Origin of the sequence: Citrobacter amalonaticus (assembly GCF_001559075.2) — a bacterium.
Lineage (GTDB): Bacteria > Pseudomonadota > Gammaproteobacteria > Enterobacterales > Enterobacteriaceae > Citrobacter_A > Citrobacter_A amalonaticus_F.
The window spans coordinates 3,735,332-3,756,994 of sequence record NZ_CP014015.2; the positions used below are offsets into that span (position 1 = coordinate 3,735,332).

The window sequence follows — 21,663 nt, forward strand, 5'->3', positions numbered from 1 at the left end:
CTTTTTATTGCCGCAGGTCAATTCCCTTTTTGACCGATATCACCCATAATACGCCCCCGGTTTGCACACCGGGAATCCAGGAGAGTTCATGTACTACCCCTTCGTTCGTAAAGCCCTTTTCCAGCTCGATCCTGAGCGCGCTCATGAATTAACATTTCAGCAATTACGTCGTGTGACGGGAACGCCGCTAGAAGCGCTGATCCGCCAGAAAGTTCCGGCAAAACCGGTTACCTGTATGGGATTAACCTTCAAAAATCCGCTCGGTCTGGCCGCCGGTCTGGATAAGGACGGGGAGTGTATTGATGCCCTGGGCGCGATGGGATTTGGCTCGATCGAGATCGGCACCGTGACCCCGCGTCCACAGCCCGGCAACGATAAGCCAAGACTGTTCCGCCTGGTCGATGCCGAAGGTTTGATCAACCGTATGGGCTTTAATAACCACGGCGTTGATAACCTGGTGGAGAACGTTAAAAAGGCCCATTATGACGGGGTGCTCGGGATTAATATCGGCAAAAATAAAGATACGCCGGTTGAGCAGGGTAAAGATGACTATCTGATTTGTATGGAAAAAATCTATGCCTATGCCGGTTATATTGCTATTAATATCTCCTCGCCAAATACGCCGGGATTACGTTCATTGCAATATGGCGACGCGCTGGATGATTTGCTTACGGCGATTAAAAATAAACAAAACGATCTGCAAACGATCCACCAGAAATATGTTCCGATCGCAGTAAAGATCGCGCCGGATCTTTCTGAGGAAGAACTGATCCAGGTTGCCGATAGTTTAGTACGGCATAATATTGATGGCGTTATTGCCACCAATACAACACTCGATCGTTCTCTGGTTCAGGGAATGAAAAATTGCGATCAAATGGGTGGCTTAAGCGGTCGTCCGCTGCAATTAAAAAGTACAGAAATTATCCGCCGTCTGTCTCAGGAATTAAAAGGTCAGTTGCCTGTTATTGGCGTCGGCGGTATCGACTCAGTGATTGCCGCGCGCGAGAAGATGGCTGCCGGGGCGTCGCTGGTTCAGATTTATTCTGGTTTTATTTTTAAAGGTCCGCCGCTGATTAAAGAAATCGTAACCCATATTTGATTTTTTCTCTCTCTTTATCAGAATATCAGACAACCAGGGGTTTATTTCCTTCCCTGGTTGTTTTATATTCTTTCACTGTTGCTTATTTAAACATTTTAGGCTTTGCTTATTAAGGTAATAAACGAAGCGGCGAAAAAGGACAATTTTGCAACGGGGCGATGGAGAGGGGAGAGAAAATAATGCGAATTAAACCTGACGATAACTGGCGCTGGTATTATGACGAAGAGCATGACCGAATGATGCTCGATTTAGCCAATGGCATGTTATTTCGCTCGCGTTTTGCCCGCAAAATGCTTACCCCGGATGCATTCTCACCGTCTGGTTTTTGCGTTGATGATGCCGCGCTGTACTTCTCTTTTGAAGAAAAGTGCCGCGACCTTGAGCTCTCTAAAGACCAGAAAGCGGAGCTGGTGCTCAATGCGCTAGTGGCCATTCGCTATCTGAAACCACAAATGCCGAAAAGCTGGCACTTTGTGGCGCACGGCGAAAACTGGGTACCCGGAACCGGCGATGCGGCCTGTGTCTGGCTGAGCGATACCCAGGAGCAAATCAATCTGTTAGTGGTAGAGCCTGGCGAGAATGCGGCGCTGTGCCTGCTGGCGCAACCCGGCGTGGTTGTGGCCGGGCGGACAATGCAGCTTGGTGATGCGATTAAAATAATGAATGACCGACTGAAGCCGCAGTTCCGTCCGCACAGCTTCAGCCTGGAACAGGCGGTTTAAAGCGCCAGCTTCAGTGCGGTTTTTGGCACGCAGCTACAGCTGAGAATGGTGCCATCATCGCCCAGTGCCGATCGCTTCAGCGGGTTCACTTCGCCTTCCAGCAGTTTGATACGACAGCAGCCGCAAATTCCCGCCCGACACGAATAGGGAACCCGGATCCCCTGGTTCTCCAGTTGCTCAAGCAATACCTGCTGATTGTTCCCCACAAACGCCTGTCCCTGCCAGTCGATGGTGACGGTGGAATCGGGCTGTTGCACGGCATCAACGGCGTCATCCTGCGCGGCGGCGCCGTACACCCGGGCCGGGCCAGTCGCTAAAATTTCAACGTCGTCGCCAACGCGAATCACTCCGCTGTTACGGGCGATCAGGTTTAGCCCGAAATCGACATCGCCATTGTCCGGCGCGGTACGGAAGGTTTGCAGCGTTGCCAGCGGCTCGCCGGAGGGATGTTTTTGCCCTTTTTCCGGACTGACCGTGGTAAAAATACAGCGGCTGCACGGCTTCGCTACATCAAAGATAACCTCGCCAATGCGGATCACTTTCCAGTTGTCTTCTTCCCATGCCGTTGCACCAGAAACTACGATGTTCGGGCGGAACTGTTCAACCTGCACGCCCGCCGGACAGCGCTGCTGCAGATCGCGCAGCGAAGCGTCATTCAACAGCAGGTACGGAAAACCATCGGCAAAGGAGAGCGGCACGCCCGCGTGGCGTTTAACCCGCCGGGTCAGCTGTGGACCAACCCAACGGAGTTGCACGCTGCGGGAGAAGAAGCCGCTAAGCCACTGATTAATCGCATCGGGGGCGACTCGTGCGGTAAAATGGTTGCCCCAGACTTCCGTTGGCGCATCCTGGGCGGCAAAATCAGCAAACCGTACCAGCGCGCTGCTGCCGTCAGGTGCGGTCAAATGCAGGCCGTCATGCAGAGGGGAGGGGGTAAAGCGCACCATTTGTGGAAACTGACGCGCTGTGATGAAGGTGCCATCGGCTTCGGTGATCATAAAAATACGATCGAAAGCCAGACCGCTGACGTCTGCCAGAGCGTGGGTCAGCCCAATGCCACGCATTGATTTGACGGGGTGGATGAAAAGTCTGGATAACGTCAACACGGTACGGCCCCTCAAAAGAAATAAGCCCTCAACTTTATGACATAGCGCCCATATTAGCTATAATGCGCAGCAATTTTCTTCGAGTATAAGTGACGCTATGAATTCTTTGTTTGCCAGTACGGCCCGTGGGCTGGAAGAGCTGTTAAAAACTGAACTGGAAAGCCTCGGCGCCGTGGAGTGTCAGGTGGTTCAGGGTGGGGTCCATTTTCAGGGCGACACCCGGCTTGTTTACCAGAGCCTGATGTGGAGTCGTCTGGCCTCGCGCATTATTTTACCTTTGGGTGAGTGCAAAGTTTACAGTGACTTAGACCTTTACCTTGGTGTGCAGGCGATCGACTGGACGGCGATGTTTAATCCGGGTGCGACCTTTGCTGTCCACTTCAGTGGGCTGAACGACACCATTCGCAACAGCCAGTACGGTGCGATGAAAGTCAAAGATGCGATTGTTGATGCATTCACGCGTAAAAATCTGCCGCGCCCGAATGTCGATCGCGAATCGCCGGATATCCGCGTGAACGTCTGGCTGAATAAAGACACGGCCAGCATTGCGCTGGATTTAAGCGGTGATGGCCTGCATCTGCGCGGTTATCGCGATCGCACCGGTCTGGCGCCGATCAAAGAGACGCTGGCGGCGGCGATTGTGATGCGCTCTGGCTGGCAGCCGGGGACACCGCTACTCGACCCGATGTGCGGTTCGGGTACGTTGTTGATTGAAGCGGCCATGTGGGCGACCGATCGCGCACCGGGCTTACACCGTGGTCGCTGGGGCTTTAGCGGCTGGGCGCAGCATGATGACGCTATCTGGCAGGACGTGAAGGCGGAAGCGCAAACCCGCGCTCGCAAAGGTCTGGCCGACTATACCTCGCATTTTTACGGCTCTGACAGCGATGCCCGCGTGATTGAACGCGCGCGCAGCAACGCCCGTCGCGCAGGTATTGGCGAGCTGATCACCTTCGAAGTCAAAGACGTGGCGAAGCTGAGCAATCCAGTGCCGAAAGGCCCTTACGGGACGGTGATCAGCAACCCGCCTTACGGCGAGCGTCTGGACAGCGAGCCGGCGCTGATTGCGCTGCACAGCCTGCTGGGGCGTACCATGAAGAACCAGTTCGGCGGCTGGAATCTCTCTTTGTTCAGCGCCTCACCGGATCTGCTAAGCAGCCTGCAACTGCGCGCGGACAAGCAATTCAAAGCGAAAAACGGTCCGCTGGACTGCGTGCAGAAAAACTACCATGTAGCGGAAAGCGCGCCGGACAGCAAACCGGCAACGGTGGCGGAAGACTACGCCAACCGTCTGCGTAAAAACATCAAGAAACTGGAAAAATGGGCGCGTCAGGAAGGGATTGAATGCTACCGCCTGTACGATGCCGATCTGCCTGAATACAACGTGGCGGTAGATCGCTACGCCGACTGGGTAGTGATTCAGGAGTACGCCCCGCCGAAAACTATCGATGCACAGAAAGCGCGTCAGCGACTGTTCGACATCATCGCGGCCACCCTGTCGGTGCTGGAGATTGCGCCGAACAAGCTGGTGCTGAAAACCCGTGAGCGACAGAAAGGGAAAAACCAGTATCAGAAGATGAACGAGAAGGGGGAATTCATTGAGGTAAGCGAATACAACGCTCGCCTGTGGGTGAACCTGACCGATTACCTGGATACCGGACTGTTCCTCGATCACCGTATTGCGCGACGGATGCTGGGGCAGATGAGCAACGGCAAAGATTTCCTTAACCTGTTCTCCTACACCGGCAGCGCCAGCGTGCACGCAGGTTTAGGCGGCGCGCGCAGCACCACGACGGTCGATATGTCGCGTACCTATCTTGAGTGGGCGGAGCGCAACCTGCGTCTGAACGGCTTGAGCGGACGCGCGCATCGCCTGATCCAGGCCGACTGTCTGGCCTGGCTGCGTGAAGCCAATGAACAGTTTGATCTGATTTTTATCGATCCCCCGACGTTCTCCAACTCGAAACGGATGGAGGATGCCTTTGACGTTCAGCGCGATCACCTGGCGCTGATGAAAGATCTGAAACGTCTGCTGCGTAAAGGCGGCACGATCATGTTCTCCAACAATAAACGCGGATTCCGCATGGATCTTGACGGCCTGGCGGCGCTGGGACTGAAAGCACAAGAAATCACCCAAAAAACGCTTTCCCAGGACTTTGCCCGTAACCGTCAAATCCATAACTGCTGGTTGATTACCGCGGCCTGAAAGGATAAGTAAATGTCATTAATCAGTATGCATGGCGCATGGCTGTCGTTCAGCGACGCGCCGCTTCTCGATAATGCAGAACTGCATATCGAAGATAACGAACGCGTCTGTCTGGTGGGCCGTAATGGTGCCGGAAAATCAACGTTGATGAAGATCCTCAATCGTGAGCAGGGTCTGGACGATGGGCGCATTATTTATGAGCAGGATCTGATCGTTGCTCGTTTGCAACAGGATCCACCGCGTAACGTGGAAGGCACCGTTTACGATTTTGTTGCGGAAGGCATTGAAGAGCAGGCGGAATATCTCAAGCGTTACCACGATATTTCACGCCTGGTGATGACCGATCCGAGCGACAGAAACTTAAATGAGCTGGCAAAAGTGCAGGAGCAGCTCGATCACCACAACCTGTGGCAACTGGAAAACCGAATCAACGAAGTGCTGGCGCAGCTAGGACTGGATCCTAATGCAGCGCTGTCGTCGCTGTCCGGCGGTTGGCTGCGTAAAGCCGCGTTGGGGCGTGCGCTGGTCAGTAATCCGCGCGTTCTGCTGCTGGATGAACCGACCAACCACCTCGATATTGAAACCATTGACTGGCTGGAAGGATTCCTGAAATCGTTCAACGGGACGATCATTTTTATCTCCCACGACCGTTCTTTTATTCGCAATATGGCGACCCGCATTGTCGACCTCGATCGTGGCAAGCTGGTGACCTATACGGGGAATTACGATCAGTACCTGGTTGAGAAAGAAGAGGCGCTGCGCGTCGAAGAACTCCAGAACGCCGAGTTCGATCGCAAGCTGGCACAGGAAGAGGTGTGGATCCGCCAGGGCATCAAAGCCCGTCGTACCCGTAATGAAGGCCGCGTGCGAGCGCTGAAAGCGATGCGCCGCGAACGCAGCGAACGTCGCGAAGTGATGGGCACCGCGAAGATGCAGGTCGAAGAGGCGACCCGCTCCGGTAAGATCGTCTTCGAAATGGAGAACGTGGATTACCAGGTCGACGGCAAACAGCTGGTGAAAGACTTTTCTGCTCAGGTTCAGCGCAGCGATAAAATTGCCCTGATCGGTCCTAACGGCTGCGGCAAGACCACGTTGCTGAAGCTGATGTTAGGCCAGTTACCGCCGGACAGCGGTCGTATCCATGTCGGTACGAAACTGGAAGTCGCGTATTTCGACCAGCACCGGGCCGAGCTGGATCCGGACAAGACGGTGATGGACAACCTCGCCGAAGGTAAGCAGGAAGTAATGGTTAACGGCAAACCGCGCCATGTGCTCGGCTATTTGCAGGACTTCTTGTTCCATCCGAAACGAGCGATGACTCCGGTGCGCGCACTGTCCGGCGGAGAGCGAAATCGTCTGCTGCTGGCGCGTCTTTTTCTGAAACCCAGCAATCTGTTGATTCTCGATGAACCAACGAACGATCTTGACGTCGAAACGCTGGAGTTGCTGGAAGAGCTGATTGATGGTTATCAGGGCACCGTGCTACTGGTGAGCCACGACCGTCAGTTTGTCGATAATACGGTGACCGAGTGCTGGATTTTCGAAGGCAACGGAAAAATCGGTCGTTACGTCGGCGGCTATCATGATGCGCGCGGTCAACAGGAACAACATCTGGCGTTTAAACAGCCAGTGGCGAAAAAAACTGAGGAAGTGGTTGCCCCGAAAGCAGAAATTGTAAAACGCGCCAGTAGCAAACTAAGCTATAAACTGCAGCGCGAACTGGAACAGTTACCGCAGTTGCTGGAAGAACTGGAAGCGAAACTGGAAGCGCTGCAGGCGCAGGTTGCCGATGCCGCGTTTTTCAGCCAGCCTCATGAGCAGACGCAACAGGTTTTGGCCGATCTGGCAAAAGCAGAGCAAGAACTTGAGCAGGCCTTTGAGCGCTGGGAGTATCTTGAAGCGTTAAAGAATGGTGCATAATTAAGGAGCACACCATGTGCGAACATCATCATGCCGCAAAGCACATTTTGTGCTCGCAGTGTGACATGCTGGTGGCATTACCCCACCTTGAGCATGGGCAGAAAGCGGCATGTCCGAGATGTGGCACAACATTGACGGTGATGTGGGACGCGCCGAGACAGCGTCCCACTGCCTATGCGTTAGTTGCGCTGTTTATGTTGCTTTTATCGAATCTGTTCCCTTTTGTGAATATGAATGTCGCCGGGGTGAGCAGTGAAGTGACCCTGATGGAAATTCCTGGCGTCCTCTTTTCGGAAGATTACGCCAGTCTCGGTACTTTCTTTTTACTCTTCGTTCAGCTGGTTCCCGCGTTTTGCCTGTTAACCATTCTGTTGTTGGTGAATCGGGTTCAAATGCCCGGAAGGCTCAAAGCCCAACTGGCGCGCATTCTGTTTCAGCTAAAGAGCTGGGGAATGGCGGAAATCTTCCTCGCGGGCGTGCTGGTGAGTTTCGTCAAACTGATGGCATATGGCGATATCGGCGTCGGCAGTAGCTTTATCCCTTGGTGTTTCTTCTGCATTCTGCAACTGCGTGCATTTCAGTGCGTCGATCGTCGCTGGCTGTGGGATGACATCGCCCCTATGCCTGTGATTAAACAGACGTTAACGCCTGGCGTTCCGGGCATCCGTCAGGGATTACGTTCTTGTTCCTGCTGTACGGCGATCCTTCCGGCGGATGAGCATCTTTGCCCGCGCTGCGAAACAAAAGGGTATGTGCGCCGCAGAAACAGCCTGCAGTGGACGCTGGCATTACTGTTCACGTCGATCATGCTGTATCTACCCGCGAATATTCTGCCGATCATGATCACCGATTTGCTGGGGTCGAAACTGCCTTCCACCATTCTTGAGGGGGTGGTTTTAATCTGGAGCGAGGGCTCTTACCCGGTCGCGGCGGTGATCTTTATCGCCAGTATTATGGTGCCGACGCTAAAAATGATCGCAATTGCCTGGCTGTGCTGGGACGCCAAAGGACATGGCAAGCGTGACAGTGAACGCATGCACCTGATTTACGAAGTGGTGGAGTTTGTAGGTCGCTGGTCAATGATTGATGTGTTTGTTATCGCGGTGCTCTCTGCGCTGGTGCGCATGGGAGGTTTGATGAATATTTATCCAGCAATGGGTGCATTAATGTTTGCTTTAGTCGTCATTATGACAATGTTTTCTGCGATGACATTTGATCCGCGTCTGTCGTGGGATCGTGAACCAGAACCAGGCCATGAGGAGTCCTGACAACATGGAATCTAAAAGTGGGGAAGCCAAAATCCAGAAGGTAAAAAACTGGTCTCCCGTGTGGATTTTTCCCATCGTCACTGCGCTGATTGGGGCATGGGTTCTGTTCTATCACTATAGCCATCAGGGACCGGAAGTGACCCTGATCACCACCAATGCCGAGGGCATCGAGGGTGGAAAAACCACCATCAAAAGCCGCAGCGTTGACGTGGGTGTCGTCGAAAGCGCCACGCTGACCGACGATCTGACGCACGTTGAAATCAAAGCGCGTCTGAACGCCGGTATGGAAAAATTGCTGCACAAAGACTCCGTGTTTTGGGTGGTGAAGCCGCAGGTTGGACGTGAAGGGATCAGCGGCTTAGGGACGCTGCTTTCTGGCGCCTACATCGAACTGCAGCCGGGTAATAAAGGCAGCAAACTGGAAAAGTATGATCTGTTGGATTCGCCGCCGCTGGCGCCGCCCGATGCCAAAGGGATCCGCGTGGTGCTCGACAGCAAAAAAGCCGGTCAGCTTAGTCCGGGCGATCCGGTTCTGTTCCGTGGCTATCGCGTCGGATCGGTGGAAACCAGTACCTTTGATCCGCAAAAGCGCAGCATCAGCTACCAGCTGTTTATCAATGCGCCAAACGATCGCCTGGTCACCAGCAACGTCCGTTTCTGGAAGGACAGCGGGATTGCGGTCGATCTGACGTCCGCGGGGATGCGGGTGGAAATGGGATCGCTGACGACGTTGTTTGGCGGTGGCGTCAGCTTTGACGTTCCTGAAGGGCTTGAGCAGGGTCAGCCGGTTGCCGAGAAGGCCGCGTTTAGCCTGTATGACGATCAGAAAAGTATTCAGGATTCGCTGTTCACTGAGCACATCGATTACCTGATGTTCTTCAAAGATTCGATCCGGGGTTTGCAACCGGGCGCGCCGCTGGAATTCCGCGGTATTCGTCTGGGGACGGTGAGTAAAGTGCCGTTCTTTGCGCCAAATATGCGCCAGGTATTTAACAACGATTACCGTATTCCAGTGCTGGTGCGCATTGAACCCGAGCGCCTGAAAGCGCAGTTGGGTGAAGATACCGACGTGGGCGCTCATCTGGCCGACCTGCTGAAGCGGGGCTTACGCGGCTCGCTGAAAACCGGGAACCTGGTGACCGGGGCGCTGTATGTCGATCTGGACTTCTATCCGAAAGAGCCGCCGATTACCGGCATTCGCGAGTTTAACGGTTATCAGATCATCCCGACGGTGAGCGGCGGTCTGGCGCAAATTCAGCAGCGACTGATGGAAGCGCTGGATAAGATCAACAATCTGCCGCTGAATCCGATGATTGAGCAAGCCACCAATACGTTGAGTGAAAGCCAGCGCACGATGAAACATCTGCAAACGACGCTGGATAACATGAACAAGATTACGTCCAGTCAGTCTATGCAACAACTGCCGGCAGATATGCAGAATACTCTGCGTGAACTGAATCGCAGCATGCAGGGCTTCCAGCCTGGCTCCGCAGCCTACAACAAGATGGTGGCCGATATGCAACGTCTTGATCAGGTGCTCCGCGAGCTACAGCCGGTGCTGAAAACGCTGAATGACAAGAGCAATGCGCTGGTGTTTGAAGCGAAGGACAAGAAAGATCCAGAGCCGAAGAGGGCGAAACAATGAAAAAGTGGCTAGTAGTGGCGATGGCGTTCTGGCTGACGTCGTGCAGCTCCAGTGGAGATAACAAAAGCTATTACCAGCTTCCTGTTGCACAGGGTGGCGTGCAGAGCACCGCAAGCCAGGGCAATCGTCTGCTGTGGGTCGAGCAGGTTGCGGTGCCGGATTATCTCGCCGGCAATGGCGTGGTCTATCAGACCAGCGATGTGCAGTACGTGATCGCCAATAACAATCTATGGGCCAGCCCGTTGGATCAACAGTTACGCAATACGCTGGTTGCCAATCTGAGTACGCAATTGCCGGGTTGGGTGGTAGCGTCTCAACCGTTAGGCAGCGTACAGGACACGCTCAATGTAACGGTAACCGGGTTCCACGGTCGCTATGATGGCAAAGTGGTGGTCAGCGGTGAGTGGCTGCTGAACCATCAGGGACGCCTCATTAAGCGTCCGTTCCACATTGAAGCCGTACAGACGCAGGACGGTTACGATGAAATGGTGAAAGTGCTGGCGACCGTCTGGAGTCAGGAAGCGGCGGCGATCGCTCAGGAACTGAAGCGCATTCCATAGTTTAAATTTTTGTAAATAAAACCGTCTCAGACAGCGCGTTTGAGGCGGTTTCTTTTTGCCGTAGAGAGGGGCCAGGAACTTGTTCCGGCTCACATTTTTTGTACAACTGAGTTTTTCGCTAGCTCACAAATATGACACCCGTGTGAATTTTGCGCATTGACGGAACTGGGGATTCGCGGTATTCGTTTAGTGTGATTGCACACTTCGTAATCACTGTTATCTTTTCCACCAGATATATAAGTATGAGGGAAACGAGGCATGAAGAGACAAAAACGAGATCGCCTGGAACGGGCACATCAACGTGGTTATCAGGCCGGTATTGCCGGACGCTCAAAAGAAATGTGTCCCTATCAGACGCTGAATCAGAGGTCGTACTGGCTAGGAGGCTGGCGAGAAGCCATGGCTGACAGGGTGGTAATGGCCTGATTCTGTCTCTTTAAAAAGAAACCTCCGCAGTGCGGAGGTTTCGCCTTTTATGACCTGTGATAAATGACGCTGTCTGGTCATTCACCGGGCTGGCATCAGAATGCAGAGGTGTCCTGGAACAGACCGACTTTCAGATCGTTCGCGGTATAAATCAGACGACCGTCCACCAGCACTTCACCATCCGCCAGACCCATGATCAGGCGGCGATTTACGATGCGCTTGAAGTGGATACGGTAGGTTACTTTCTTCGCAGAAGGTAGCACCTGACCGGTGAACTTCACTTCGCCTACACCCAGTGCGCGGCCTTTGCCTTCGCCGCCGAGCCAGCCGAGGTAGAATCCAACCAACTGCCACATTGCGTCCAGCCCCAGACAACCCGGCATGACCGGATCGCCGATGAAGTGGCATCCGAAGAACCAAAGATCCGGATTGATATCCAGCTCTGCCTCAACATAACCTTTGTCGAAGTTGCCGCCCGTTTCGGTCATTTTGACGACACGGTCCATCATCAGCATGCTCGGAGCAGGCAACTGCGGGCCTTTCGCACCAAACAGCTCACCGCGACCAGAGGCAAGAAGGTCTTCTTTTGTATAGGATTCGCGTTTATCTACCATGTTCTCTGTAAGCCTTATTTTAGTGAAGCACGCAGGATAGCTAACACGTGTACGCTGAACAAGTCCGATCAGTTCGGAAAAATCCCGTTCAGCCAGCGCAGCGGCCACGGAAAACGGTGACGCCCTTCCTGTTGCGTCGCCTGGGCGATACGCTCCTGGATAGTCTGCATCAGCGTCATCTGGCCTTCGCCATCCCACACCAGATTTAACAGCAGCGGTAATGCGTCAGTCACGTCATCTACCGCCCAGATAGTGAACTTCTCTTCTTCAACGGCCTGCAACAGTGCGGGTTGCAGACTCAGGTGTCTGACGTTAGAAGAAGGGATAATCACCCCTTGTTTACCCGTCAGTTCACGCTGTTGGCAAATCGCGAAGAAGCCTTCAATTTTTTCATTTAAACCGCCAACCGGTTGGGCACGACCGAACTGATCGACCGATCCGGTAATAGCGATGTTCTGATTCACCGGCACATCTGACAGGGCGCTGATGAGCGCGCACAGTTCCGCCATGGATGCGCTGTCGCCATCGACTTCACTGTAAGACTGTTCAAACGTAAGCGAAGCCGAGAAGGGGAGCTGTTGTTCGAGCTGGAGTTCTGACATCAGGAACGCCTGCATGATCATCATCCCCTTAGCATGAATATTACCGCCAAGTTCAGCTTTCCGCTCAATGTCCGTGAATTCGCCATCGCCGATGTGCACGACGCAGCTGATACGAGAAGGTTCACCGAAGGCGCGAGGGTGGCCAGGAAACTCAATCACCGACAGGGCATTGATCTGACCAACGCGCTCACCCTCGGTTTCGATCAGAATCTGTTCCTGTAGGATCTCATCCTGCATGCGTTCAGCCAGGAACCCTTCACGCCACTCTCTCTGGGCAAGCATCAGGCTAAGCTGTTCACCGGTGCAGGTTTCGCTTTCGCACAGCGGCGCGACTTCCGTGAACTGCCTGATGATCCACAGCGGATTGAGCGGTAACGTATCCTGTTCGCCGGTATAGCGCACCGCTTCGCGAACCAGCACTTCCCAGGCGTCGGGCGCCGGGTAAGGCAACTGATTACGTTTCGCGGTCCACGTTACCCACTGGCACCACTGCGTCATGGATTCTGCATCCACAATCTGTAGATTATCTTCGAATTCGCTATAGATTGCCTGTTCGGCCAGTTCGGGTTCCATCTCCTGGAAATCCGCCAGCGATTCGCGCTCACCGACTAACAGCACCTTCAGTTTAAGCGGCATAGACGGCACAGAGACCGGCAGAGGACGTGATTCATCAAAGGCTACCCAGTCAAAGCGTTCGCGGCTGACAATCGCTTTCAGGCGCATCCACAGCAGCGGTTGCGCAAGCAAGGTGCGCAGGGAGATAACCAGCACGCCGCCATTGGCCTGGTGAACCAGTCCCGGTTGTAACGTGATGTCGCCGTTGAATTGACGCAGGCAGCCAAACAGCTGCTCCGCCTCAACCCAGTCGGCAATCACCACCTGAGATAAGGTAGAAAAATTGTCCTCTTCCCGCTCAGCGTCACGATAGCGAATCGTGTGACCAGAGATCTCGTAATGACCTCCCGTCAGTTGACCAGCATCGTGCTGCAAGGCACGTGCGGCATCGGCAAGCAGATTAAGATACTCAAGCTCTTCGGGCGCTTTGGCCAGCATAAAAGGGGATGAGGCTCTGGGCTGTAACAATTGCTCCAGGGCAAATTGCAAGCGTGGTTGAGTATCACTCAGTAATGTGTCGTTTTCTTCAGTGACATGTGGCTGTGCAAAAATCTCCTGATAGCTTTCGGTATCAGGGACAAGATCACGCCATGCAAGTTTCGTAATGGTCAAAGTTGATGTTTTTTAGTCTGTTGTAAAAGACGCGATTATAGCGTAACCGTCCGCGCTTCACACGTGGAAAGCGATGGCAAACGCACAGGAGGCTGCAGAGTGGCTCACAGCCTGAATATTCTTTTCTTCAGATGCTAAAAAAGCTGATATTCTGATAGGAGTGACACGGTAACATTGAGATCGCCATGAAATATCAACAACTTGAGAATCTTGAAAGCGGTTGGAAGTGGAAGTACCTGGTGAAGAAGCATCGCGAAGGGGAATTAATTACCCGTTACGTGGAGGCCAGTGCTGCCCAGGAGGCCGTGGATTTGTTGCTTACGCTGGAAAATGAACCGGTGCGGGTTAATCTCTGGATTGACGAACATATGAATCCCGCGCTGCAAAACCGCATGAAACAGACGATACGCGCGCGGCGTAAACGCCATTTCAATGCCGAGCATCAGCATACGCGAAAGAAATCCATCGATCTGGAGTTTATCGTCTGGCAAAGACTGGCCGGGCTGGCACAGCGGCGAGGCAAAACGTTATCAGAGACCGTGGTGCAACTGATTGAAGATGCTGAGAATAAAGAGAAGTACGCTAACAAGATGTCTTCGCTAAAGCAGGATCTGCAGGCGCTGTTAGGCAAAGAGTGACTCGCTACGTTAAATCTGTTTTGCTGATGACAAACGAAAAAAAACCCCGCAGCGCGGGGTTTTTTCATAAGACGGAAACTTAAGCCTGCGGCTGAGTTACAACGTCTTTGATGCCTTTAACTTCGATCTCAACGCGACGATCCGGGGCCAGGCAGTCGATCAGTGCAGCGCGAGCTTTCACGTTGTCACAGGTGTTGCCAGTAACCGGGTTGGATTCGCCCATACCACGTGCGGAGATCTTGTCAGCCGGGATACCTTTAGAGATCAGGTAATCAACAACAGACTGAGCACGTTTCTCAGACAGACCCTGGTTGTAAGCGTCAGAACCGATGCGGTCAGTGAAGCCCAGAACCACGACGGAACCGTCTTTCGGATCCAGGTTGCTCAGCTGGCTGTACATCTGATCCAGAGCCTGCTGGCCTTCTGGTTTCAGAGTTGCTTTGTTGAAGTTGAACAGAACGTCAGACTTCAGAGTGAAGTGCTTGGTCTGTACTTCTGGAGCTGGAGCCGGAGCCGGCGCTACGATCGGAGCCGCTTGTTCCTGACCGAAACGGTAAGAAACACCCACGCTCAGCAGACCGTTGTCCGGGCGAGTACCGATGGTGTTAGCGTCACCGATGTTGTTGGTCCACTGGTATTCCAGACGGGTAGCGATTTCAGGAGTAATTGCGTACTCAACACCACCTGCGAATACTGGGGATACGCCAGTGTCGTGATCTTTGGTAGAAGCGCCACCAGGTACGTTAGACTTGGTGTCTGCACGCCATACCATACCACCCAGACGAGTGTAAATGTCCAGATCGTCAGTGATTGGGTAACCCAGTTTAGCGGTCAGCTGAACGCCCTGAGCTTTGTAAGCGCCGTTGATGTTGTCACCTTTGTACGGCATACGACCTAACCAGTCGTAACCCATTTCAAAGCCAACATACGGGTTAACCTGGTAACCACCGAACGCACCGGCACCCAGTTGGTTTTCGTGGGTCGGACCGTTGTTGTTGATGAAACCAGTGTCATGGTACTGGGACCAGCCCAGTTTAGCACCAGTGTACCAGGTGTTATCTTTCGGAGCGGCCTGCGCTACGGTAGCGAAACCAGCCAGTGCCACTGCAATCGCGATAGCTGTCTTTTTCATTTTTTGCGCCTCGTTATCATCCAAAATACGCCATGAATATCTCCAACGAGATAACACGGTTAAATCCTTCACCGGGGGACTAGTTCAATAGTTACTCTACCGATATCTGCGGCTTACGCCGAGCACCCCTGGCGATGTAAAGTCTACAACGTAGTTGAAAACTTACAAGTGTGAACTCTGTCAGGCATATGAAAAAAAAAAGCTTGTATACATAATATTTAACATTTGGCGCATCAGAATTTTTCGTCAAATTTCGCGGGAACCGCGTCCGCCAAGCGTTCACAGAAAAAAAACGTTAGTCCTCAATGCGAAGGTACTGGGGTAAAAATAATTCCAGGATAAATCCTAATTTTACTCAATGATACAAATTTGAGTGAATTTTTAGCCCGGTTTGCTGTCTCGTGGCATGAGTGTGCGCACTTACGGGACGCATGATAAATCCCATCGCGTTCCCCTCATCCGCAGCCTTAACCAATTCAGCATGTTCTTCTTCTGTCAGTTCTTCTGTCAGCCAGCCGATCACCACGCTGTAGTTGCCCGTGCGTAATGCACGAACCATTGATTCCAGCGTATGGCACGGGGACAGTTGGTTAATTTGCATCACTTTGGTCAACGGAAGCCCGGCAGACTGAACCCATTCTCGGCTCAGCTTCTGTTGTGGCGTCAGCCAGAGCTGCCAGCGCGATTGCTGACCTAACTGCTGAAGAAGCGGTAACAGCAGTAACTGCGTCATCATGGGCTGGTCTTCTCGGTAGACCACTTCGCTGATAAGCCCGGTGGACACTTTCTCGGAAGAGACGCGCGCCATCGTGTTCGATGTGGAAGAGAATGACGGAGAACGATTTGCGTAGCCTGAAGTGTACATAATCAATCCAGCCCTGTGAGTTACTGTATGGATGTACAGTAACCCTGCTGTCGTGAAAGATCAACTTTATTTTCGGAAAGAGACTCGCAATTTTTATTCATGGTAGCGGTAAAAACGAAATTCAGCTTGCCCCTTGAGAATAAGTTGCCTATTTTCGTCATTAACGGATTCGTGACGGCAAATCATTCTTTTAGTTTATGATTTAAAAGGGAATTTTATGAAAATTCACTCCTATGACAGGATCTATAAATCACAGGAATATTTATCTTCTCTGGGGACGATCCACTTCCGCTCACTGTTTGGCAGCTACAGTCTGACTATCCGGAATACCGTTTTTGCGATGGTCGCCAATGGGGAGCTCTATCTGCGGGCTTGTGAGGAAAGCGTACAGTATTGCGTGCAACATTCCCCAGTCTGGCTGACATTTCTTAAACGCGGGCGTCCGGTCATGCTTAACTATTATCAGGTCGATGACAGTCTTTGGCGCGACCAGCAACAGTTGATCCAGTTATCGAAGTTTTCGCTGGATGCTGCGTTGCAAGAGAAGTTGTCCCGCTGTTCTCAGCAGCGGCTTAAGGATCTCCCCAATATGACCTTTCATCTGGAGAGTTTGCTGAATGAGGCGGGGATCTACGACGTCGCCACCCTGCGAATGCTGGGCGCTAAAATGTGCTGGTTGCGACTTCGACAGATGAATAAATCCATTACTGACAAGGTGCTGTTTAATCTTGAAGGGGCCATTTATGGCATTCATGAGGCGGCGCTCCCGGCGATACGCCGCCAGGAGCTTGCTCTGTGGGTTAAGTCGCTTTCGCCGGTGCCGATGTCGGTGGAGAAGATTGAGTGATTTGCCGCTGGAGTCGCCCCATTTCCGGCAGCAGGGCCACCAGTAACCCGACCTGCTGAATCACCAGCGGTTCTTTGCTGTCCGGACGCGGTTCCAGATACTGGATGCGCTGTTTTAGTTCGGCTAGCGCCTGCTGCACGCGCGCTTCGTCAGCCGGAAGATGATGTAGCGCATCATCGACGTAACAGACCGCATCGTCCAGCAAAGCCAGCACATCGGGGTTGGTGAGTTGCTCACGATGCGCCCCTAAAGCAGAAATATAACTGGTGAATGTATGGTTGAGGCAAAGCAAACGGAATGCGGCCTCACGCGTTTGCGCCGTCACATCGGGCTCGCTGGACATATTCGACACCACGGAGGCCAGCTCCGCATCGCGGTTATGGGCATCGCGGCGAGCAATCCGGTATGCCAGTCGATTGTCGCGTCCCTGATGATACTGTTCCAGGATAGCGTCCAGATAGCGACAGTTGGCGTCGGTCGCTCTCTCCATCATCCGCGGGAGATTACGGAAACGCCAGTCCGGCCAGATAAAGCTCACTGCCGCCCAGGCGATGGCGCAGCCGATGAGCGTATCAATCACCCTCGGGAGGGCGACTTCAAACCCTTCGCCGAGCAAGTTGAAGCACAGCAGAACTAACAGCGTGATAAACATGGTGGCGTGGGCATACTGGACGTTGCGAAAGGCAAAGAACAGGACGCCGGTGATCACCAGTAAAATAAGCTGACCTTCCAGCGACGGAACAAACCATAAAATCGGGATGCCAATCGCCACTCCGACCAGCGTACCGATGATCCTCAGCGCCAGGCGGTGCCGCGTGGCGTTGTAGTTTGGCTGACAAACAAACAGGCTGGTCAGCAGGATCCAGTAGCCGTGATTCATACCGGTTATCTGAATGATCGCATAGCCGACGCACAGGACCAGAGACATCCTGACTGCATGGCGAAACAGCGCAGATTCAGGGGTGAAGTTACGACTCAGCCGCAGCCAGATATCACTGAATCCGTGTGGACTGTCATCGGCGAGCTGGCTCTCCGACTCGTTACGCGGCATAGCTTGTGCCTGTTCTGATTCAATCGTTGCCAGTTGTGCATCGATGGCGCGCAAATTAGCCAGTAAAAATCCCAGCGTTTTTAGCAGATCGGCGGAGGCGCCGTTTGCCCGCATTCGCTCAAGCGCGGCGTCGAGATGCGTAAAGGCGCGTTCAAAATGCGGATCGTGCTGATAGGGGACGCGCAACAAAATACAGCGCGACAGTTGCAGACAGGCCTGGCCCTGCATCGACATCAGACGTTGAAAGCGGAACATCACGTCGCTGTGACGGAAATGGTCGCGTAGCGTCTGGTATTGAATATGCGAAGAGCTGGCGCGCTCATGAATATCCTGCGCCACAAAGTAGTAATGCAGAGTTCGCCGCGTACCGCGCTGCCCCCGGTCGCCGCGCAGGCGAGTCAGCAGGGACACTTTCGTCTGGTTCAGTGTCGCCATCAGTTGGCCGTTGGCCAGCGCTAAGTCATAAAGCGGTGCCTGGCTTTCGTCTTCAATATCCGGGTCAAAAAGCCGTGATTTCAACTCCAGATAGTGCGCCAGTTGTTCATAGCTGCGTGCCAGATTGTCCTGCAGGGGACGAATCGGAAACAGCAAATGGCCGATAAGCGTCAGCCCGTTGTACCAGATAGCGCCCGCCAGCAGCAAAAGCGGTTGCTGATACCATTGGGCGTACAATGACGCCCCAAGCATGGTGTAAATGGCGATCAGCAGCGCACCAAAGGCAATCGTCGCATACCGCTGTCCTAAACCGCCGAGCAGGATAAAACCGCTGGTGGAGAGCGTCAGTCCGATGGCGAACAGCCACGGGTAAGGAAACAGCAGCTCGACCGAAGCGGAGGCAATAAAAAAGCAGATGAGCGTAATGATCAGGTTACGCAGACGACCCGCGAGACGATCGTCCAGATCGGTCAGCGCCGCTGCCACCATCCCCAGCGTCAGGGGGATGGTCAGTTTGACATCGCCCAACCACCAGGGCAGCGCAGTTGTTCCGCAGAGGGCGATAAAAATACGCACGTAATAAAGCCAGGTGCTGTTCCAGGTATAGCGGCGAAGCAGGGGACTTAACATACTGACTTAGCGTCCTGATGACTCAAAACGGCGACGGGCGTTCGCTTCACGTGCTGCACGTGCGACTTCTACGGAGACAACGCGACGTCCCACCGGCCACAGTGCAATCGCGGCAATCTTAAAGTTCGCAATGCCAACCGGAATACCAATGATCGTGATGCATTGGGTGATGCCTGCGGCGATGTGCATCAGACACAGCCACCAGCCGAAGAAGATCAGCCAGAAAATATTCAGCAGCGTTCCGCCCGTATTCATCAGCACGCTTTTCCCCGCCGGGTCCAGTTCATCAACATGTACCGCTTCGTTTCCGTAAGGCAGCAGCGACAGCCTGGTGATTTCCCAGCATGAGCGGGTGAGCGGCAGGGTGAAGATCAGCACAATACTGACCAGCGTTGCCAGGAACCAGGACAGCGTGGTGGCAAAACCCCCCAACACAAAATTCAAAATATTCAGAACGGTACGCATAGACCCTCGGTTGATTCTGGTTTTCTATGATTTCCGGCAATTGTAACGTTTTTTTGGGCTGGAGCACGTATTCTCTGGCGGTTACACTGAGAAGAAATACGCTTTGTCTGGATTGACTGAGTCATGGAACTGAAAGCAACGTCTATTGGTAAACGTCTGGCGCAACACCCGTACGATCGGGCGGTGATCCTCAATGCCGGCATTAAGGTATCGGGCGATCGTCATGAATATCTCATTCCCTTCAATCAGTTACTGGCGATTCACTGTAAGCGCGGGCTGGTGTGGGGGGAGCTGGAATTTGTGCTGCCGGACGAAAAAGTGGTGCGACTGCATGGCACCGAGTGGGCGGAAACCCAGCGCTTCCATCACCATCTGAATAGCCGCTGGCAGCAGTGGAGCCAGGAAATGAGTGAAGTGGCGGCTGGCGTACTGCAGGAGCAACTGGATTTAATTGCGGCCCGTACCGGGCAAAATGCCTGGCTGACGCGCGAGCAGACGACGGGGTTACAGCAACAGATCCTGCGGGCGTTTGCTGCGCTACCGCTGCCGGTTAATCGGCTGGAAGAGTTTGATAACTGTCGCGATGCGCTGCGCCAGTGCCAGGCGTGGCTGAAAGATATCGAGGCATGTCGACTGCAGCATAACCAGGCGTATACCGAAACGATGTTGACGGAATACGCCGATTTCTTCCAGCAGGTGGAATCGTCACCGCTCAATCCGGCTCAGGCCCGTGCGGTCGTCAATGGCGAACATTCTTTACTGGTGCTGGCTGGGGCCGGTAGCGGTAAAACATCCGTGCTGGTGGCGCGGGCAGGCTGGCTGCTGGCGCGGGGCGAAGCGGCCGCAGAACAGATCCTGCTGCTGGCTTTTGGTCGCAAAGCGGCGCAGGAGATGGATGAGCGTATTCGCGAGCGGCTGCATACCGAGGAGATAACGGCGCGGACGTTCCATGCCCTGGCGCTGCATATCATCCAGCAGGGCAGCAAAAAAGTGCCGACCATCAGTAAGCTTGAAAATGACACCGCCGCGCGAAATAAACTGTTTATCAGCACCTGGCGTCAGCAATGCAGCGAGAAAAAAGCGCAGGCGAAGGGCTGGCGACAGTGGCTGGAAGAGGAGATGGCGTGGACGGTGCCGGAAGGTAACTTCTGGGACGATGAAAAACTTCAGCGGCGTCTTGCCTCGCGTCTGGATCGCTGGGTGAGCCTGATGCGCATGCATGGCGGAGCACAGGCGGAGATGATCGCCAGCGCACCGGAGGAGATTCGGGATCTGTTCGGAAAGCGCGTGAAGCTGATGGCACCATTGCTGAAGGCCTGGAAAAGCGCGCTGAAAGCGGAAAACGCCGTCGATTTTTCCGGTCTGATTCATCAGGCTATTGTGATTCTGGAAAAAGGGCGTTTTGTCAGTCCGTGGAAGCATATTCTGGTGGATGAATTTCAGGATATCTCCCCGCAGCGAGCGGCGTTACTGGCTGCGTTGCGTAAGCAAAATAGCCATACCACGCTGTTCGCCGTCGGAGACGACTGGCAGGCCATTTACCGTTTTAGCGGCGCGCAGCTTTCCTTAACGACCGCGTTTCATCAGACCTTCGGCGACGGTGATCGTTGTGATCTCGACACCACCTACCGCTTCAACAACCGCATTGGCGAAATCGCCAACCGCTTTATTCAGCAGAACCCACATCAGCTGAAGAAACCGCTTAATAGTCTCACGGCGGGAGATAAGAAAGCCGTCACGCTGCTGGACGAAACGCAGCTCGATGCGTTGCTGGATAAGCTTTCCGGTTATGCGAAAGCCGATGAGCGGATTCTGGTGCTGGCGCGTTACCACCATCTGAAACCGACCAGTCTCGAAAAGGCGGCAACCCGCTGGCCTAAGCTGCAGCTTGATTTCATGACCATCCACGCCAGCAAGGGGCAACAGGCGGATTACGTCATCATTGTCGGGTTACAGGAAGGGAGCGATGGTTTCCCGGCGCCGGCGCGTGAATCCATCATGGAAGAGGCGTTGCTGCCGGTTGTGGAAGATTTTCCGGATGCGGAAGAGCGGCGGTTGCTTTATGTTGCCCTGACCCGCGCCCGACATCGGGTCTGGCTGCTGTACAACAAAGCGAACCCCTCACGTTTCGTGGAGGATCTCAAAGACCTGGACGTTCCGGTGGTAAGAAAACCGTAAGCAACAGGCGACGTGCGTCGCCTGCGC

18 protein-coding genes are annotated in these 21,663 nt (G+C 53.7%); 11 read left to right on the forward strand and 7 right to left on the reverse strand.

Going from position 1 to position 21,663, the window contains the following annotated elements; translation table 11 throughout:
* The first annotated feature begins 88 nt into the window (after positions 1 to 88).
* Together pyrD and zapC are read left to right on the forward strand one after the other, a co-directional pair.
* Positions 89 to 1,099: a quinone-dependent dihydroorotate dehydrogenase gene (pyrD, locus tag AL479_RS17960; RefSeq protein ID WP_061077047.1), complete on the forward strand. Its 1,011-nt coding sequence runs from the start codon at positions 89 to 91 to the stop codon at positions 1,097 to 1,099.
* 179 nt (positions 1,100 to 1,278) lie between these two features.
* On the forward strand, positions 1,279 to 1,821 hold the full coding sequence (gene zapC, locus AL479_RS17965; RefSeq protein WP_061077048.1) for a cell division protein ZapC: 543 nt from the start codon (positions 1,279 to 1,281) through the stop codon (positions 1,819 to 1,821).
* On the opposite strand, the gene AL479_RS17970 is transcribed toward zapC, so the two are convergent.
* Positions 1,818 to 2,927 carry a YcbX family protein gene (locus AL479_RS17970; protein ID WP_061077049.1) on the reverse strand — a complete coding sequence of 370 codons (1,110 nt, stop codon included), beginning with the start codon at positions 2,925 to 2,927 and terminating at the stop codon, positions 1,818 to 1,820. The two genes, zapC and AL479_RS17970, sit on opposite strands and share 4 nt — an antisense overlap.
* A gap of 97 nt (positions 2,928 to 3,024) precedes the next feature.
* On the opposite strand from AL479_RS17970, the gene rlmKL reads away from it, so the two are divergent.
* The 6 genes from rlmKL (at position 3,025) to rmf (ending at position 10,952) form a co-directional block, all read left to right on the forward strand.
* Positions 3,025 to 5,133, forward strand: a complete 2,109-nt coding sequence (rlmKL, locus tag AL479_RS17975) for a bifunctional 23S rRNA (guanine(2069)-N(7))-methyltransferase RlmK/23S rRNA (guanine(2445)-N(2))-methyltransferase RlmL (RefSeq protein ID WP_061077050.1) — start codon at positions 3,025 to 3,027, stop codon at positions 5,131 to 5,133.
* Positions 5,134 to 5,145: 12 nt separating this feature from the next.
* On the forward strand, positions 5,146 to 7,053 hold the full coding sequence (locus AL479_RS17980) for an ABC transporter ATP-binding protein (protein ID WP_061077051.1): 1,908 nt from the start codon (positions 5,146 to 5,148) through the stop codon (positions 7,051 to 7,053).
* A gap of 14 nt (positions 7,054 to 7,067) precedes the next feature.
* The gene (pqiA, locus tag AL479_RS17985) at positions 7,068 to 8,321 is read left to right on the forward strand and encodes a membrane integrity-associated transporter subunit PqiA (protein ID WP_061077052.1); all 1,254 of its coding nucleotides are present in this window, start codon (positions 7,068 to 7,070) and stop codon (positions 8,319 to 8,321) included.
* A gap of 4 nt (positions 8,322 to 8,325) precedes the next feature.
* On the forward strand, positions 8,326 to 9,966 hold the full coding sequence (gene pqiB / locus AL479_RS17990) for an intermembrane transport protein PqiB (protein WP_061077053.1): 1,641 nt from the start codon (positions 8,326 to 8,328) through the stop codon (positions 9,964 to 9,966).
* Complete coding sequence (pqiC, locus tag AL479_RS17995) at positions 9,963 to 10,526, forward strand: membrane integrity-associated transporter subunit PqiC (protein ID WP_061077054.1); 564 nt, start codon at positions 9,963 to 9,965, stop codon at positions 10,524 to 10,526. The genes pqiB and pqiC overlap by 4 nt, the downstream gene beginning before the upstream one ends.
* 258 nt (positions 10,527 to 10,784) lie before the next feature.
* Complete coding sequence (rmf, locus tag AL479_RS18000) at positions 10,785 to 10,952, forward strand: ribosome modulation factor (RefSeq protein ID WP_042320000.1); 168 nt, start codon at positions 10,785 to 10,787, stop codon at positions 10,950 to 10,952.
* Positions 10,953 to 11,047: 95 nt separating this feature from the next.
* Here rmf and fabA read toward each other — a convergent pair whose 3' ends face one another.
* Both fabA and AL479_RS18010 read right to left on the reverse strand, forming a co-directional pair.
* Positions 11,048 to 11,566 (reverse strand): bifunctional 3-hydroxydecanoyl-ACP dehydratase/trans-2-decenoyl-ACP isomerase, encoded by a 519-nt coding sequence (gene fabA, locus AL479_RS18005; RefSeq protein WP_042319996.1) that lies wholly within the window; start codon positions 11,564 to 11,566, stop codon positions 11,048 to 11,050.
* Between the two features lie 68 nt (positions 11,567 to 11,634).
* On the reverse strand, positions 11,635 to 13,395 hold the full coding sequence (locus AL479_RS18010; protein ID WP_061077055.1) for an AAA family ATPase: 1,761 nt from the start codon (positions 13,393 to 13,395) through the stop codon (positions 11,635 to 11,637).
* Between the two features lie 185 nt (positions 13,396 to 13,580).
* Between AL479_RS18010 and matP the strand changes: the two genes are divergently transcribed.
* Entirely contained in the window at positions 13,581 to 14,033 is a 453-nt protein-coding gene (gene matP, locus AL479_RS18015) for a macrodomain Ter protein MatP (protein ID WP_061077056.1), read from the forward strand.
* A gap of 79 nt (positions 14,034 to 14,112) precedes the next feature.
* Here the strand turns inward: matP and ompA are convergent, their stop codons facing one another.
* Complete coding sequence (gene ompA / locus AL479_RS18020) at positions 14,113 to 15,165, reverse strand: porin OmpA (protein WP_061078005.1); 1,053 nt, start codon at positions 15,163 to 15,165, stop codon at positions 14,113 to 14,115.
* A 355-nt stretch (positions 15,166 to 15,520) separates the two neighbouring features.
* Positions 15,521 to 16,030, reverse strand: coding sequence for an SOS-induced cell division inhibitor SulA (gene sulA, locus AL479_RS18025; RefSeq protein WP_061077057.1), 510 nt, complete (start codon positions 16,028 to 16,030; stop codon positions 15,521 to 15,523).
* A 217-nt stretch (positions 16,031 to 16,247) separates the two neighbouring features.
* Between sulA and AL479_RS18030 the strand changes: the two genes are divergently transcribed.
* Positions 16,248 to 16,877: a TfoX/Sxy family DNA transformation protein gene (locus tag AL479_RS18030; protein ID WP_061077058.1), complete on the forward strand. Its 630-nt coding sequence runs from the start codon at positions 16,248 to 16,250 to the stop codon at positions 16,875 to 16,877.
* Here AL479_RS18030 and yccS read toward each other — a convergent pair.
* A complete protein-coding gene (gene yccS / locus AL479_RS18035) occupies positions 16,831 to 18,993 on the reverse strand; it encodes a YccS family putative transporter (protein WP_061077059.1) in 2,163 nt (720 codons plus the stop codon). The genes AL479_RS18030 and yccS overlap by 47 nt on opposite strands.
* Before the next feature lie 6 nt (positions 18,994 to 18,999).
* Entirely contained in the window at positions 19,000 to 19,458 is a 459-nt protein-coding gene (locus tag AL479_RS18040) for a YccF domain-containing protein (RefSeq protein WP_043001155.1), read from the reverse strand.
* Between the two features lie 123 nt (positions 19,459 to 19,581).
* On the opposite strand from AL479_RS18040, the gene helD reads away from it, so the two are divergent.
* Positions 19,582 to 21,636 (forward strand): DNA helicase IV, encoded by a 2,055-nt coding sequence (helD, locus tag AL479_RS18045; protein ID WP_061077060.1) that lies wholly within the window; start codon positions 19,582 to 19,584, stop codon positions 21,634 to 21,636.
* The last annotated feature ends 27 nt before the right edge of the window (positions 21,637 to 21,663 follow it).